The 16,020-nt window shown below is 45.9% G+C and carries 16 protein-coding genes and 1 pseudogene; 15 read left to right on the top strand and 2 right to left on the bottom strand.

Annotated features, from left to right (window positions below; all coding sequences use genetic code 11):
• The 3 genes and pseudogenes from CYJ37_RS13950 to phoU form a co-directional block, all read left to right on the top strand.
• Nucleotides 1–303 (top strand): annotated as a pseudogene (locus CYJ37_RS13950) (phosphate ABC transporter permease PstA); the annotation flags it as partial.
• 96 nt (nucleotides 304–399) lie between these two features.
• Nucleotides 400–1,227 carry a phosphate ABC transporter ATP-binding protein PstB gene (pstB, locus tag CYJ37_RS13945; RefSeq protein ID WP_009794881.1) on the top strand — a complete coding sequence of 276 codons (828 nt, stop codon included), beginning with the start codon at nucleotides 400–402 and terminating at the stop codon, nucleotides 1,225–1,227.
• Nucleotides 1,228–1,280: 53 nt separating this feature from the next.
• Nucleotides 1,281–1,940 (top strand): phosphate signaling complex protein PhoU, encoded by a 660-nt coding sequence (phoU, locus tag CYJ37_RS13940; protein ID WP_009794882.1) that lies wholly within the window; start codon nucleotides 1,281–1,283, stop codon nucleotides 1,938–1,940.
• Nucleotides 1,941–2,034: 94 nt separating this feature from the next.
• Here the strand turns inward: phoU and CYJ37_RS13935 are convergent, their stop codons facing one another.
• Both CYJ37_RS13935 and CYJ37_RS13930 read right to left on the bottom strand, forming a co-directional pair.
• Complete coding sequence (locus CYJ37_RS13935; protein ID WP_009794883.1) at nucleotides 2,035–2,568, bottom strand: endolytic transglycosylase MltG; 534 nt, start codon at nucleotides 2,566–2,568, stop codon at nucleotides 2,035–2,037.
• Complete coding sequence (locus tag CYJ37_RS13930; RefSeq protein WP_009794884.1) at nucleotides 2,565–2,936, bottom strand: hypothetical protein; 372 nt, start codon at nucleotides 2,934–2,936, stop codon at nucleotides 2,565–2,567. The genes CYJ37_RS13935 and CYJ37_RS13930 overlap by 4 nt, the downstream gene beginning before the upstream one ends.
• A 322-nt stretch (nucleotides 2,937–3,258) precedes the next feature.
• On the opposite strand from CYJ37_RS13930, the gene CYJ37_RS13925 reads away from it, so the two are divergent.
• The 12 genes from CYJ37_RS13925 to CYJ37_RS13870 all read left to right on the top strand — a co-directional run bounded on the left by CYJ37_RS13925 (nucleotide 3,259) and on the right by CYJ37_RS13870 (nucleotide 15,974).
• Nucleotides 3,259–3,909 carry a DUF4912 domain-containing protein gene (locus CYJ37_RS13925; RefSeq protein WP_180827358.1) on the top strand — a complete coding sequence of 217 codons (651 nt, stop codon included), beginning with the start codon at nucleotides 3,259–3,261 and terminating at the stop codon, nucleotides 3,907–3,909.
• Nucleotides 3,863–6,205 (top strand): glycosyltransferase, encoded by a 2,343-nt coding sequence (locus tag CYJ37_RS13920; RefSeq protein ID WP_180827357.1) that lies wholly within the window; start codon nucleotides 3,863–3,865, stop codon nucleotides 6,203–6,205. The genes CYJ37_RS13925 and CYJ37_RS13920 overlap by 47 nt, the downstream gene beginning before the upstream one ends.
• 41 nt (nucleotides 6,206–6,246) lie before the next feature.
• Nucleotides 6,247–6,822, top strand: coding sequence for a hypothetical protein (locus tag CYJ37_RS13915; RefSeq protein WP_101550303.1), 576 nt, complete (start codon nucleotides 6,247–6,249; stop codon nucleotides 6,820–6,822).
• Nucleotides 6,823–6,933: 111 nt separating this feature from the next.
• Nucleotides 6,934–7,083, top strand: a complete 150-nt coding sequence (rpmG, locus tag CYJ37_RS13910; protein WP_022544192.1) for a 50S ribosomal protein L33 — start codon at nucleotides 6,934–6,936, stop codon at nucleotides 7,081–7,083.
• A 143-nt stretch (nucleotides 7,084–7,226) separates the two neighbouring features.
• Nucleotides 7,227–7,784 (top strand): 5-formyltetrahydrofolate cyclo-ligase, encoded by a 558-nt coding sequence (locus tag CYJ37_RS13905; protein WP_101550300.1) that lies wholly within the window; start codon nucleotides 7,227–7,229, stop codon nucleotides 7,782–7,784.
• A complete protein-coding gene (locus tag CYJ37_RS13900; RefSeq protein WP_257964234.1) occupies nucleotides 7,774–8,565 on the top strand; it encodes a DUF92 domain-containing protein in 792 nt (263 codons plus the stop codon). The genes CYJ37_RS13905 and CYJ37_RS13900 overlap by 11 nt, the downstream gene beginning before the upstream one ends.
• 85 nt (nucleotides 8,566–8,650) lie before the next feature.
• The gene (locus CYJ37_RS13895) at nucleotides 8,651–8,842 is read left to right on the top strand and encodes a hypothetical protein (RefSeq protein ID WP_009794893.1); all 192 of its coding nucleotides are present in this window, start codon (nucleotides 8,651–8,653) and stop codon (nucleotides 8,840–8,842) included.
• 226 nt (nucleotides 8,843–9,068) lie between these two features.
• Complete coding sequence (locus tag CYJ37_RS13890; RefSeq protein ID WP_253617993.1) at nucleotides 9,069–10,604, top strand: rhomboid family intramembrane serine protease; 1,536 nt, start codon at nucleotides 9,069–9,071, stop codon at nucleotides 10,602–10,604.
• Between the two features lie 164 nt (nucleotides 10,605–10,768).
• A complete protein-coding gene (locus CYJ37_RS13885) occupies nucleotides 10,769–12,229 on the top strand; it encodes a spore germination protein (protein WP_009794895.1) in 1,461 nt (486 codons plus the stop codon).
• Nucleotides 12,230–12,558: 329 nt separating this feature from the next.
• The gene (locus CYJ37_RS13880) at nucleotides 12,559–12,762 is read left to right on the top strand and encodes a YqgQ family protein (protein WP_009794897.1); all 204 of its coding nucleotides are present in this window, start codon (nucleotides 12,559–12,561) and stop codon (nucleotides 12,760–12,762) included.
• A gap of 18 nt (nucleotides 12,763–12,780) precedes the next feature.
• On the top strand, nucleotides 12,781–13,746 hold the full coding sequence (locus tag CYJ37_RS13875) for an ROK family glucokinase (protein ID WP_094767060.1): 966 nt from the start codon (nucleotides 12,781–12,783) through the stop codon (nucleotides 13,744–13,746).
• A gap of 350 nt (nucleotides 13,747–14,096) precedes the next feature.
• The gene (locus CYJ37_RS13870; protein ID WP_022544186.1) at nucleotides 14,097–15,974 is read left to right on the top strand and encodes an LTA synthase family protein; all 1,878 of its coding nucleotides are present in this window, start codon (nucleotides 14,097–14,099) and stop codon (nucleotides 15,972–15,974) included.
• The last annotated feature ends 46 nt before the right edge of the window (nucleotides 15,975–16,020 follow it).

The raw sequence follows: 16,020 nt of genomic DNA, 5'->3' as shown, positions 1-16,020 counted from the left end.
CGTGTTGTTATGCCTGCTGCGGTGCCCGGCATACTGACAGGCGGCATCCTGGCGCTGTCCCGGGCAATCGGGGAAACAGCTCCGCTCGTCGTCCTGGGACTTCCGCTGTTCCTGGCGTTCCTGCCGAGGTCTGTGTTTGATATGTTCACTGTACTGCCAATGCAGATTTATAACTGGACCGGAAGGCCGCAGGAGGAGTTTCAGGCGCTTGCAGCTGCAGGAATCATTGTTCTGCTCGTGCTTCTGATCGGCATGAACTCTGTTGCCGTCCTGATCAGAAATAAATTTCAGAAAAGATATTAAGGCTCTTAAATGTTTGATCAGATTTCAGCTTGCCCATTTTTCATGGGCATCCAATCAGACGGGCTAATAATATAGGATGAAGGGGAGTTTTTCATAATGAACGCAACAAAAGATAAAGTGAATGCACCAGCAGTCAGAAAAGGCACTACCCAGGGGTCTGTTAATGAAAAAAGCATCGTATACAAAACGAGCCAGCTGAACTTATGGTATGGCGACAATAATGCATTGAAGAATATCGATCTGGATATCTATGAAAATGAAGTGACAGCCATCATCGGCCCTTCAGGCTGCGGAAAATCAACTTATATCAAAACGCTGAACAGGATGATTGAGCTTGTTCCCGGAGTCAGGACTTCAGGAGAAATTGCTTACAGGGGCAGGAATATTTTTGATAAGTCTTATAAAGTGGAAGAGCTGCGTACAAAAGTAGGCATGGTATTCCAGAAGCCTAATCCTTTTCCGAAATCCATCTATGAAAATGTCGCCTACGGGCCAAGGATCCATGGGATCCGCGATAAAAAAATTCTTGATCAGATTGTGGAAAAGAGCTTGAAGGGAGCAGCTATTTGGGATGAAGTGAAGGACCGGCTGAACCAGAATGCCTTTGGTCTGTCCGGAGGCCAGCAGCAGCGTCTCTGCATCGCCCGCTGCCTCGCCATTGAACCTGATGTCATCCTGATGGATGAGCCGACCTCTGCCCTGGACCCTATCTCCACACTGAAGGTTGAGGAGCTTGTGCAGGAGCTGAAGAAAGAATTCAGCATCATCATCGTTACCCACAATATGCAGCAGGCTGCCCGTATTTCAGATAAGACTGCTTTCTTTTTAAATGGTGAAGTGATCGAGTTTTCCAATACAGATAAGATCTTCTCGAATCCTGTTGACAAGAGGACAGAAGATTATATTACAGGCCGATTTGGTTGATGCCCGGTTAAAAAGGAAAACACACTTTACAGGAAAAGAAGGGAGCTTATAAAATGGCAATCCGCGAAAAATTTCATTATGATTTAAAAGAGCTGCAGAATAAATTGATGGAACTGGGCAATTTTGCCGATCAGGCTTTGCTCCGGGCGATTAATGCCCTTGAAAGCAAGGATATTGAGTCATCGCTTGAAATCATGGAGGACGATACAAAAGCTGATGTGCTGTATGAGGAAATCAATGATCTTGCCATCCTTCTGATAGCGAAGCAGCAGCCGGTCGCAATTGATCTAAGAAGAATCATTGTGGCGATCAAAATTGCCACCGACATTGAAAGGATAGCTGATTTTGCCGTCAACATCGCAAAATCAACCATCCGCATTGGAAGCGAGGAGCATGTTAAGCCGATCGTCCATATTAAAGAAATGTACGAAATCACTTCCAGGATGCTTAAGATGTCGCTTGAGGCTTTCAATGAAGAAGATGTCAGGAAAGCAAAAGAAGTGGCAGAAATGGATGATCAGGTTGATGACTTGTACGGCCAGACGATACAGGAGCTCCTGCAGATCAATCTGCAGAAGCCTGAATACCTGCCGCAGATCACCCAGCTGTCCTTTATCTGCCGCTATCTTGAAAGGGCCGCAGACCATGTGACCAACATATCCGAAAGCGTGTTTTATCTTGTTAAAGGAAGGCACTATGATTTGAACAGCTAAAGCAAAGAGCCCTGCAGGATCCCGGATTCTGCAGGGCTCTTTTATTTGAATGAAAATGGATGGAGGGCAAGTGCCTCTCCATCCGCTTCTTTCTTTATCTGCCTTTGGTAATGACAGTTGCAATCTGCTGGGAAGTCATTTCATTGTTCAGTTCAAACGTGCCAAGCTGGATCTTTGTATGCATGCCGCTGGAAATGAGGTACTGCTTAAATGCTGACTCATTGGTGATGATCTTTGCTGCAGCCAGCTGGCTTGCAATCTCTCCGGTATCCATTCCGCTTGAAATCGTGATTTTATAGGTAATCACCTTTGGTTCAGCTTCGTTTTCCTGCTCATCTTGTTTGGTTTTTTCCTCTGCATCTGCCTTTTTATCGCCTTCATTGGATGGCTTTTCAGCGGCTTGGCCCTCTGCCTTGCTGCCTTCTGTTTCATTAGCAGGTTTGCCCTTCAATTCATTGTATTCTTTTTCCGTTAAGAGGACATATCCATTTTCCTTTACGCTTGCCTTGGCAGCTTTAGCATCTGCGAGACTGATATAATCGTCTTTTGAAAAGAAATAAAAAGCACCAATGAGACACGCTGTAATCAGCATCCCAAGTGAAAATGCCCGCAAGGTCAGTCTGTTCATGAGTACTCTCTCCTTGCAGAAAATTCATTGACGATCTCCTGTACAGAGTTTCTGGAAAGGGAGGACTGCTTTGAAATCTGGTCGATGGACAGCCCCTGCTGCGAAAGGGAGAGAACCTGATTCTTCAATATGGGATTGACTGGCCCGGAAGAGAGCGGCTGGCCTGCCGGTTTGGCAGCAGCTCCGTCAACTAATAGCTCTTCTTCAAGCACTTTCAGCTTTTTCTTAATCAAGTAAAGTTCCTGTATCTGATGGATTGATACCTGGTCGATTTCTTCACGAATGCTTTTATATGGATCTTTCAGGAAAAACGAGAGTATGAGAAGCAATATTGCCGCGGCTATCAGGCCGATCATTACATAACCCATTATATTCACCTCAATAATAATTTTTTAGTGCCCTAGTAATTTTACCATTACAGATGACAAAATTCGACTCCATCTAGCAGGAAAAGAAGGTTTATCTGCATAATCCGTACTTTTGGCCGAGTTTAAAACAGAATCCGGCCGGAATGACTGGTTCTAAACTCATGCAGAAAAATTAATTTGCCCTCCGGTGCCAGTGCTCAAAGGACCTGCATAATACGACAAAATGCGTTCATTGTGGGGGCGCATGTTCAGTGATAACATGAGAGTAATAAGACGGGCCGGCAGGGCATATAATGGCAGGTTGGCCGGCAGGAGGTGCACCATGCAATCTGAAATTATCAGATTAAGGGAGAAAGGGCTTTCTTTCAGGAATATTGCAAAAGAGCTCGGTACAACCCGGGGAAAAGTTCAGTATCAGTGGATGAAACACTTGAAAGAGACGGAGGAGAAAGAGGATGAAAAGGAGCAAAAACATAGTGTGACAGAAGCGGGCCGGGTACCGCCGGATTGTTTGATGAAAGAAGAAGGGATAGCTGCCTGGCAAGTGCAGGATGGATGCATATATTCCTTCTGGAGGACGGCAGCCATGAAGAAATCCCTTGCTGCGTCATATTTTGAAGTTCATGTAAGTGAACTGGAGGATGCAATCAGGCTTTATGATATCACCAGCATAATCTTTAATGGCAGCAATGCACACAGTATCCAGGAACATATCCTCGCTGAAGGGCAGAACTCCAGCATTTTTAAAAACCTGGCCCCTGACCGGTCTTACTGCATTGAAGCAGGAGCCAGGATTCGCGGCAGATTCATACCCTTTATGAGATCCAATTCAGTTCAAATACCGAGGAATTCCGAAGCACAGGCAGGGCGTCTTAAGGAAGATCTAAAAGCACACGAAAATGGGTCCCCGCCAAATTGGATTGAACATGTCAGCACATACAGCTTTTATACAAATGAAAAGGGAGGCGTTTAAACTGGCTGCTACAGAAGGATTTATCGTATACGCAGAAGCGCCTGTCATGAACTTTTATTCAGAGAACCGGGAAATGCAGGATGAAGTTTTTTCTTTTACTGAGAAGTTCGTTCTGCTTCTCGACAATGTTCAGGAAAAACAAGGGATTAAGCTGGCGGTAACTCCCATCTACTTTGAACTTCTCGATCAGCCTGATTTTCAGCAGAAAATGGCTGACTATTTAAACAAGGATAAGCGGGCTGGAAAGGTGCTTCAAATTTGGGAGAAGCATCAGGGAAGGCTGAATATCTTTGTGCGCCAGCTTGCCGAAAGCGGCCAGCTGGAGCTCCTTGCTTCTCCGTCATGTTCAGCGATCCTCCCTTTTCTTTCGACTCAGCATGGAATAAGAATGCAGATTGATTCTGGGATTTCCATCATAAATGATTATTTTTCCATCCATCCGGCAGGATTCTGGTTTCCAAAAGGGGCTTATGAGCAAGGGCTGGATCTTTATCTGGCTGAAGCAGGTATCCTTCACAGCTATATAAATGGCAGGACGATCGGCTATGCAGACCCGGCGCCGCAGGATGGAAGGAAGAGAGAGGTCTTATCTCCCCACGGGGTAATCATGATTCCTGTCTATCACTTTAAGGGGACAGAAAAAAAGGAAGATGGTATGCCGGCGGTCAGCCTGCATGATCTCAATGTTTCTAACCTTGAAGAACTATCCGCTGTATCAGTCTCCTCCGCCAAGGAAAGAGCTGAGGAATTGGAAAGGGTGCACCTTTCCTCATCATTTTTAGAAAATTGCGGAGTTCCATTTGAAGGGATATCCGGCTTATGGGAGGAGTGCTTCTTCCAGGAAAGGAAACTTGAGAAGATTGCAGAATCTTTGATGAATAGCCGGGAGCTGAGGATTTATAAACAAATGGCAAGAGAATGGATGTTTTTCTTGAATACCCTCGGAGCACATCCCGATTACCGGGGCGAATCAGAGAAGCATGCCGAAGCATTCAGGAAGCTGGAGAAGCTTTTTGCGGCTGGGGAGGGAGGAGAGGCCTTCCTGGAGGAACTGGAGGTAAAATCACCCATCCTTGCTGCAATTGGAGGCAGAGGAGGGCATATTGCCGAAAAGGGCAGTTTGCCAAAGATACTGATGCTGTCCTGGGAGTACCCGCCCAATATCGTCGGAGGCCTTTCCCGTCATGTCCATGGACTGGCCACCAGCCTTGCAGGAAAAGGCTTCGACGTTCATGTTCTTACTGCCGGTACAGACGGCGCGCCGATGGAGGAGAGTGCAGATGGAGTCACTGTCCATCGGGTGAAGCCGCTTGCTGCTGCAGAAGAAGATTTTCTGTACTGGGTAGGGAGCCTGAATCTGGCTATGGCTGAAAAAGGGCTGGAGCTGGCACGTATCCACCGCTTCTCCCTCATACATGCACATGACTGGCTTGCAGGACCAGCTTCAGAATCGCTGAAATCTGAGCTCGGCATACCGCTCTTGGCAACGATACATGCAACGGAATATGGAAGGAATAATGGCATATATACGGAAATACAGAAGTTCATTCATCAGAAGGAAAGCAGGCTGGCTGAGGCTGCAGATATGCTGATTGTCTGCAGCAGATATATGAGAGATGAGATCCGGAAGATCTTTCATATAGAAGGAAAGCCTGTTCACATCATAGCCAATGGAATTCATCCTGGTGATTTTCGCCAGCCGGAAAAAGATGTTTTAAGCCAGCTGCCAGTTGACCCGCACAGAAGGCTAGTATTTTCCCTTGGCAGAATGGTGAAGGAAAAAGGCTTTGATACCCTATTGGAAGCAGCAGCCCTCATGAAAGAAGAGTTTCCGGATGTGTATTATTTTATAGCTGGAAAAGGTCCGCTATTGGATTTCTATAGAAGGAAAACGGAAGAAATGGGGCTGTCCGGGACCGTATTCTTTATAGGATTCATTGGTGATGAGCAGCGCAACGCTTTATTTTCACTATGTAATGTTGCGGTTTTTCCAAGTGAATATGAGCCTTTTGGTATAGTGGCGCTGGAATCGATGATGCATGGCAAACCTACCATCGTGTCAGACACAGGCGGCCTGAAAGGGATTATCAGCCATAGAAGGACAGGTCTGCTGATGGAGCCGGGAAATGCTCAAAGCTTTAAGGAACAAGCCGCTTTCCTCCTTTGCAATGAACAAGAAGCCGAAGTGATCGGAAGCATGGGAAAGACTGCGGCTCTGCAGCTGTTCAGCTGGGACAGGATCGCTGAAGAAACCAAACGGGTGATTGAAGACTGTGTGCTGGGCTGCAGAATCTAGCGGGCCATCTGACTATATAGAAGGGATAAAGGTGCGAGGCAATGAGACAATCAGCCAATCTGCAAGATTTGGACCAAGACAGCAGGCGGGCAGGCGGGAAGCTGCTCGTCAGGCAGGGAGTATGGCTGGAAGGCCGGACCTGCTGGCAGGAAAAGGGATACGGCGGGGACATTTTTCTTAAAAAAGGAGTTACGGTCTCTTTTAGCCAAGAAAACGCCGAAACAGAATCTGATTTATTTTTTGCGAAAGTGGCGAATGATCAAGCATCTTCCATCTCTGTTAAATTATTGTTTGCTTTTTATCAGGAAGCAGCGGGCGAGGCTTTTTCATTTGTTTCACCTTCAAGAGAGGCGATTTATCACGCATGTAATAACAAGCTGTTCCTGATCACTCCTGATTCACCCTGCAGGAATCGGACACAGCTTTCGGCCCTGTCCATGAGTGCTGCTTTGGACGGACAAATCTGGAAGCATGAAAAAAGGGGAATATTGAATTATGTCCCGATGATCAGGGGGGAGACTTCCAGTGTGCTGCTTTTGGAGATTTCCATACCAGCAAAAAAAATGGTCCATGGAGGGGCTTCTGTTTCGCTAAGGCCGCTGGATAAGAATGTTTGATCAAAAATTAAAAGTCATGAAAAAACGGACTAGCATTTAAGCTGAATTAATGATATTATAGAAAAGTCGTATGAACGAACTAGGATGAAACATAGTTTGGAGGGAAATTACATGCGTGTGAACATTACGTTGGCTTGCACAGAGACTGGTGATCGTAACTATATTACTAAAAAAAATAAACGTAACAACCCAGATCGTCTTGAGCTTAAGAAATACAGCCCAAGATTGAAGCGTGTTACATTGCACCGCGAAACAAAATAAACAGTGGATTCTTCCACTGTTTTTTTGTTTTCATTTTTAGAGTCCGGACTTGTCCGGGCTTTTTTTTCTTCATCCGTATATTCCTCTTCATATCCCCTATTATGCTATGATGAAGAAAAAGGCTCTGAAGGGAAGGAAATGACTTGGCAGATAAAAATAAGCTTCGGAAAGAAGTGAAAGAGAAGCTTTCGGAAATAACGAAACAGGAATATGAACAATGGTCCTATCAGCTGGCACAAAGGCTATATAATGAAGAAAGCTGGAAAAAGGCAGATACAATCGGGATAACAGTCTCCAGGTTTCCTGAACCGGATACCCTGCAAATTATCCGCCGCGCCTGGGAGGAAGGAAAGAGGGTCGCAGTCCCTAAATGCTTTCCTGCGGATAGAAAGATGGAATTCAGGAGGCTGACTTCCTTCCTCGAGCTGGAATCCGTGTATTACGGTTTATTGGAACCTATGGAAGCATTGACAGAAAAGATTGAGCCGGAGGAATTCGGCCTGATGATTGTCCCCGGCCTTGCTTATTGTTCCGGCGGCTTGCGGCTTGGCTTCGGAGGAGGCTATTATGACCGCTGGCTAGCCGGATATGGCGGGGACACCATTTCCCTTGCCTTCCGCATGCAAATGGTTCCTGAAATGCCTGTTGAGCCCCACGACAAAAAAATTGATATGATTATTACAGCTCCTGATGATGTTTGATTTTTTATGGCCGGCAGCTTTTGTGCTGCTCGCAGCTTTCCTAAGCCTGAAGCTTCGGCTTCTGGCTCCGTCAGGGAGCATTGCAGCCGCAGCAGCGGGAATATGCATAGTTATGGGGACCGGCTGGCGGGGGCTGGCTCTTCTGGGGCTGTTTTTTTTAACATCCAGCTTTTGGTCGGTATATAAAAAGAAACAAAAAACAGCGATGGAAGAAAAGCAGGGAAAGGGAGCGCAGAGAAACTGGCTTCAGGTCGCAGCCAATGGGGGGCTTGCTGCACTCTTCAGCATCATATACGCTTTTGATCCGCAGATCCTGTGGCTTTCTGCCTTTTCTATTTCCCTGGCCAGCGCCAATTCGGATACCTGGTCTTCTGAGATAGGGGCTTTGAGCAAATCCTCCCCTATCTCCATCAGGACATGGAGAAAAGCATCAGCAGGGACATCCGGGGCAGTAAGCGTCCTTGGGTCGGCAGCAGGTGCAGCAGGCTCGCTGGTTATAGCTGGGGGAGCAGCTTTGCTTTTTTCCTTTTCTTCAGAGCATATGATGGCCATCTTTCTGTTCGGATGCATCGGTAATATACTGGATACCTTTATCGGCGCCTATTGGCAGGCTTCATACAGATGTGGATTCTGCGGGGCCGATATGGAAAAAAGCAAACATTGCGGAAACAGGTCTGAATTGGTTTCCGGGTTCAGATGGATGACCAACGATGCTGTTAATTTTGCAAGCGGGTCAGCTGCTTCTCTTTTGTGGATCGGCTACCTGCTTTGGCTGTCATAATACATACAGGCACCCGGCTGCAACATTTAATGCTGATGGATAATATGGAGTTTTTCGTTAAAAATAATCTCAGGAGGGATGATATATGTCACGGATTATTTCCATTTTAGCCATTGGCATCGGGGGATATTATCTTTATCAAAACCGTTTTCGAGTGGTGAATACAGTGCTGGGAAGCTCTGTCCTGCGCCGCCTGTTTGTTACTTCATTGATGAATGTGCCAGGCGTAAGGAATAAAATGATGAAATCGGTTTTTTCCGGAAACACAGGCTGGTAAGCTTGCCGGAATTGCCCGAAAAAAGGTCCAGTAAGGGCCTTTTTATTTTGGGAAAATGCCGTTCAATTTGTTTAAGTCTGTTTAGGATGGGCGCAAATAAGGAAAAAATGTATAACTGCTGAACGTTCGGGAGCAGGTGCTAGACAAAAGGAGAGGGCATTGCCTATAGTGTAAGAGGGTAAATGCGCCGGAGTTGCCAAAGAAAGTAGGGGAAGCATTGGTATATATGGAAGATTATTTATTTTGGAGGCTGGCCTATTTTTTGATTGCCGAAAAAGACTACAGGCTTGTGCAGATGTCGAAGAACCAGAACGAAATCTGGCTCGAAAAACTGGAAAGCAAGGATACACAGGTAGTCAGGCTGCTGCGGAGAAATCTGGATTGGGGAAATTCGCTCCAGCGCGATATTGACCTAACAGCAGCGAATGGAGAAAACATAAGGAAGCAGGTCAGAAAAAGAGAGCTGACTATCCTCAATATATATATAACGGCTTATCCGCCGGTTGATGATTATACATTCAGGCTTGATCCGCCTTCCGGTGCAGGGGGCAAAACGAAGGTGGCCAATATCCTGATTGACCGGGCAGGCTATGAAGATGGGCTGAAGAAAGCAGGGGATTTTCTCGGCACTTCCATTTCATTTGACTTAAAGCAGGAGTATGAAGAAGCAGAAGTAGAAAACGTAAAGCGTGCTGCCCTGGGAAATGCAGCTGATAAAGTGAAAGCAGATAAGGCTGTTTTTAATCAGGGCAGACCAATTTTCACCTACCTTTTTATCTTTATCCAGGTAGCCATGTTCTTTTGGCTGGAAGCTAATGGAGGAAGCGAGATAACCTCAGTGCTGATTGAATATGGGGCAAAATACAATCCGCTCATTCTAGAAGGTGAGTGGTGGCGTTTCTTTACACCGATTGTGCTTCATATCGGTCTGCTGCATCTGATCATGAATACATTGGCCCTTTATTATCTGGGAACAGCTGTAGAAAGGATATATGGAAGCACACGGTTCCTGTTCATTTATATTCTGGCAGGTTTCATGGGCGCCCTGGCCAGCTTCCTGTTCAACTCAAGTGTTTCTGCGGGTGCGAGCGGAGCCATTTTTGGCTGTTTCGGTGCACTTCTCTATTTCGGCCTGATTCAGCCCAAATTATTCTTCAGGACCATGGGGCTGAACATCCTGATTGTACTCGGCATCAATCTGCTTTTTGGTTTTTCTGTACCGGGCATCGATAATGCCGGTCATCTTGGCGGCCTTGCAGGAGGCTTCCTTGCAGCCGGTATGGTCCATTTGCCTAAAAAAAGAAGATTCGGTATACAGCTCCTTTTCCTTGTACTGGCATCTGCCGTCATTTATTCAGGGCTCTCCTATGGCTTCAGTCCTGACAGGGAGCTTGATGAGGAATCTGTTTTTGTAATGGCGCAGGAATACACCAAGAACAGGGAATATGATAAAGCGTACAGCCTTGTTAGTGAAAGGGTGGAAAACTCAGAAAGTTCTTCTGCTGAAATGCGGCTGCTTCTGTCTTATCTGGAGCTGGAGAGAGGAGAAGCAGAGAAGGCAAGGAACAGGCTTGAAGAGCTTGTCGCTGAACAGCCTGATCTGGATGGGGCGTATTACTATCTTGCCGTCATTTCCTATAATGAGCAGGATACTGCAAAGGCCAAAGAATATGCAGAACAGGCAATTGAACTGAACCCCTCTGAAGAGGGTTATAGACTTTTGCTGGAAGAAATCACAGGTAATGAGGTGCAGCTCGAGTAGAGCTGTACCTTTTTAGTATGCCAGTCCGTAATGGTTAACTGCTCAAGTATATCTTCCTCAAAGATGAACTGGATAATTTCCCGGCATGGTATGTTTTTTCCATCCATTGTCTATGATGAGACTATTGATTTGGAATAAGATGTTTATACTGTCAGGATGTGTTGATGATGGAAGGAACGAAAAAGCATGTCAGCCCCGTTCTCCGGGAAAATACCGCCTATCTGAAAGAAGCGCTCGGGGTTGATAAGAGCTTTGATGTGATTCAGCTGAATGTGGAATATGCTGAAAGGGAAATGGCACTGTATCTGGTTGATGGATTTGTGAAAGATGATATTCTCCATTATCTGATGAAATTGCTTTCAAGCCTGGATAAAGAACAGCTGGAAGGGGACACCCTGGCAAAGCTTGTCAAAACCTATATCCCGTATGTTGAGGTAGAGACTCTGGATGATCTTGACAAGGTCGTGGATGCTGTACTGTCTGGCCCCACAGCTTTATTTGCAGATGGCGTGGACAAAGCGATCCTGATTGATGCGCGGACCTATCCTGTCAGGGGGCCGGAGGAGCCTGATACGGAAAGAGTAGTCAGGGGATCGAGGGACGGGTTCGTTGAAACCCTTGTCTTCAATACAGCATTAACACGGAGGCGGATCCGGGACCGTACTTTGCGCATGGAATATATGCAGGTGGGGAGAAGGTCAAAGACTGATATTGTGGTCAGCTATATCGAGGACATTGCTGATCCGGATACAGTGAAGAAAATAAAGGAAGCTCTATCAAAGATTGATACAGACGGCCTCCCGATGGCTGAAAAAACGATTGAGGAGTTCATTTCAGGCAGGCACTGGAACCCGTTTCCGATGGTCAGGTATACCGAACGCCCCGACACGGCAGCGACCCACTTGTTTGAGGGCCATATATGCATTATGATCGATGGCTCGCCAAGTGTGATGATAACCCCGACCACCTTCTGGCACCATCTTCAGCACGCAGAAGAATACAGGAACAAGCCGATGATTGGAGCGTATCTGCGATTTGTCCGTTTTCTTGCAGTCTGGGCGTCGATTTTCCTGCTGCCGTTTTATTATCTGCTGGCCGTAAAGCCTGAATTGCTCCCGGAAAACCTTGCCTATATCGGACCGAATGAAGTGGGTGAGCTGCCTCTTATCCTTCAGTTTTTGATCATTGAGCTTGGACTTGATATGCTTCGGATGGCTGCCATACATACTCCTTCCGCCCTTGCGACAGCCTTGGGGCTTGTCGCCGCCCTGATGATCGGCCAGGTGGCCGTAGAGGTTGGGCTGTTCATCAATGAGGTAGTTTTGTACCTCGCCATTGCAGCGATCGGCACCTTTTCAACTCCAAGCTATGAAATGAGCCTCGCCAACAGGCTTGTCAGAATATTTCTGCTGCTGGCCACAGCAGCATTCCATGAATATGGATTCATGCTTGCGGTAACATTCCTTATCTTTATGCTTGCGAGAATCAATTCATTTGGTGTCCCTTACCTTTGGCCGTTTCTTCCGTTCAACTTAAGGGCATTCAGGGATGTGCTGCTAAGATCGCCGATTCCCCTGAAAAACAGGCGTCCGCGGTTTCTTCATCCCAAAGATCCTGATCGTTGAAAGATACATTGGATATTGGCAAAGCCCCTCTTGATGTGAGGGGTTTTTTTTGTATCCAAATTGCTGGGCTTATTTGTTGAAACTCTAATTATCATTGCTGATGAATCAACATGGTATTTTTGGTTTGGTGCAATATGAAAAAGCTTATCCCCCGGCCCATCTGTTCTGGAAGGCTGCTTGAGCTGCTGCCTGCTGAGCCGTTTGTCTTGTTCAGCCTTAAAAAGATCTCAAGCTGCTGTTTTCCATTGAGATAGCTATGTTTTTCGATTATACTTTTGATGTAACCGCTGCAAAAATATGAAAGCAAACCAATAGTAAGAGGGTTGAGAATGAAAAGCATTTATGATGTACAGCAATTTCTAAAAAAGTATGGGACCTTCATTTATATTGGAGACAGGTCGGCTGACCTTGAGCTGATGGAAGAGGAGCTGATGGAGCTCCGGCAGTCCCAGCTGATTGATCCAAAGGATTTTCAGACTGCTCTTTTGCTCGTCAGGCACGAAAGGCAGCTGCAGCTTAAAAACAAACGATAGAAGGAAAAGGTGACAATAATGGCTGAAAAATGGCTGATCGGAGTGGATTTGGGAGGAACGACAACCAAATTGGCTTTTTTGAATTTTTACGGAGAAATCATTCATAAATGGGAGATACCGACTGATAATTCTAATTATGGCAAGAATATCACCATTAATATTGCCAAAGCAATTGATCAGAAGCTTGAAGAACTGGATCACAGCAAGGAAAATGTTGCCGGCATTGGAATGGGGGCGCCCGGCCCGGTAGATCTTGCTTCAGGTGTCGTTTATAATACTGTAAATCTTGGCTGGAAAGATAATTATCCTTTAAAGGATCTGCTTGAAGTGGAAACCTCTTTGCCGGTCATCATAGATAATGATGCCAATTGTGCCGCGCTGGGTGAAATGTGGAAGGGTGCCGGGGACGGCGCTAAAGACCTTGTATGTGTCACACTCGGAACTGGAGTCGGCGGAGGGGTAATCGCCAACGGCGACATAGTCCAGGGAACAAGCGGAGCGGCCGGGGAAATTGGTCATATTGCCGCTATTCCTGAAGGCGGGGCTCCCTGCAATTGCGGCAAAACCGGCTGCCTGGAGACGATCGCTTCGGCTACTGGTATTGTGAGGATTGCGCTGGACAAGATGAAAAAGGGACAAGATGAAGGCATGCTGCATGAATTGCACAGGAATAATGGATTCTTATCTGCTAAAGATGTCTTCGATGCAGCCAGACAGGAAGACGATACAGCCGGCAAGGTTATTGAAGAAGTTTCCTTCCATCTGGGGCTTGTGCTGGCCAATATTGCCAATACACTCAACCCTGAGAAGATCGTGCTCGGCGGCGGCGTTTCCAAAGCCGGAAGCATACTGCTGGATCCTGTCAAAGCTCAGTTTGCCCGTTTTGCTTTTCCAAGGGTTGCGGTGTCCACGTCAATTGATATTGCCACTCTTGGCAATGACGCCGGAGTCATTGGCGCTGCCTGGCTTATCAAAAATAAATGATTATAAAAAGCCTTCTGCCTGCGCAGAAGGTTTTTTTTGTGAAGAAAACCGGAGGATTTAAGGTTGGGAAAAAGGAAACCATAATAGCATAGTAAAAAGTCCCCCTATGGCGGGAGACAGTCATCGGACTATAGAAGCATTTTTGGCAGAACAGGACAAACCGGAAACCTTTCATTGTTTGAAACGTCTAATAAGATGGGTAAGAAGGAATCAGCCAATAACCTATTATACATTCAGAATGTAAATGTAAAATTGATTTTTTATTGAGAAAGCATTAAGATTATCTTTGTTGATCTTCCATAATTTAGCATACGCTTGTCTTTCAATCGGCAATGCAGGGAGGTATGATCATGGGGAATAAAAGATGGCCTGCGCTTAACCTGATTGGGTTTGCGGTAGCAGTGCTCTGGCTTAAAACCTATATCGCCTATAAAACTAGCTTCGATATAAAAATTGAGAACTTCAAACAGGAATTAATCCTGCTGATCAATCCGCTTAGCTTTTTAATGTTTGTGCTGGGATTCGGACTTTTTCTGAAGAAGAAAAATCAAGTCAGGTATGTTGTTATTTCCAGTTTCATTATATCAGCCATCCTTTTTGCAAATGTGGTCTTTTACCGGTTTTTCAATGATTTCCTGACAGTTCCGGTCCTGTTCCAAACGAGCAATATGAGCGATCTTGGAAGCAGTGTAAGCGAGCTGCTTAATTTGACTGATCTGCTTTATTTTGCAGATTTTATTATTCTGGCCATCATCATGATGTTCAGACCCCAGGCACTGGTGTACCGCGAACATTCCCAAAAGAACCGGAGGGCATTCTTCCTGGCTGCCGTTGCCATTGCCTTCTTTAATTTAGGGCTTGCAGAAACCGAGCGTCCCCAGCTGCTGACACGTACCTTTGACAGGGAAATGCTGGTCAAGAATATCGGCACCTATAATTATCATATTTACGATGTGTTCCTGCAGTCAAAATCCTCAGCACAGCGGGCCTTGGCTGACGGGAGCGAATTGGCGGACATAGGAAATTATGCGCGCGCCAGCTACGTTGCCCCGGCGGATGATATGTTCGGCATTGCCAAAGGGAAGAATGTCATTCTCATTTCAATGGAATCCACCCAGAATTTTGTCATAAATGAAAAAGTCAACGGGCAGGAAATCACACCTTTTCTGAATGACTTCATAAAAGAAAGCTACTATTTCAATAATTTTTACCATCAGACAGCACAAGGGAAAACATCTGACTCTGAATTCCTTGTGGATAATTCCCTTTATCCGCTCAGCAGGGGAGCAGTATTTTTCACCCATTCCGGGAATAAATTTGCCGCTGCTCCTGAAATCCTGAATCAGAACGGATATTACACAGCGTCACTCCATGCCAACAATAAGAGCTTCTGGAACAGGGATATCATGTATGATTCATTTGGTTATCAGCGGTTTTATTCTCTTCCGGATTATGAGGTGACTGAAACCAATTCAGTCGGCTGGGGGATGAAAGATATCGATTTCTTCGAACAGTCAATACAGCACTTAAAAGAAATGCCTGAACCTTATTATGCAAAGTTCATCACGCTGACCAACCACTTCCCCTTCGAGCTTGGGGAAGAAGATCAGTTCATTGAACCATATACTTCCGGCAACAAAACGGTTGATAACTATTTCCCTACTGTCCGCTACACTGATGAAGCCATTAAAAATTTCATTCAGAAGCTTAAAGATGAGGGGATATATGAAGATTCCATCATCATCCTTTATGGTGACCATTACGGCATCTCAGAGAACCATAATAAAGCGATGGGAGAGTTCCTTGGCACAGAGGTTACTCCGTTTGTAAGCACCCAGCTGCAGCGGGTCCCTCTCATCATACACATTCCCGGCCAGGAGGGAAAAACGATTTCGAAAGTGTCCGGGCAGATCGATATAAAGCCGACTATACTCCATCTCCTTGGCATAGACACCAGGGATGACATCGATTTTGGGTCAGATCTGTTTGCAAATGACCGCCAGGAGTTTACGGTGCTTAGGGATGGCAGCTTCATTACAAAAGACTACATTTATACAAGGGACACCTGCTACAGCAAGGAAACCGCTGAACCGGCGGACGCTGCAGCCTGTGAGCCGTATATAGAGAAAGCAAAAAATGAACTTGAATATTCCGATAAAATTATTTATGGCGACCTCCTGAGGTTTTATGAGGATTCTCCGTATATTAAACAAAAGGGCGATAACTGAATCACACGGAAAAAGGGGCTGCAAAGAAAAAATGCAGCCCTTCTTT

Origin of the sequence: Bacillus sp. UMB0728, from assembly GCF_002858875.1 — a bacterium.
In the GTDB taxonomy this organism is placed as follows: domain Bacteria; phylum Bacillota; class Bacilli; order Bacillales; family Cytobacillaceae; genus Bacillus_AB; species Bacillus_AB infantis.
Note: the sequence above shows the minus strand (reverse complement) of the source record. Positions and strands in the feature narration are given on the sequence as shown.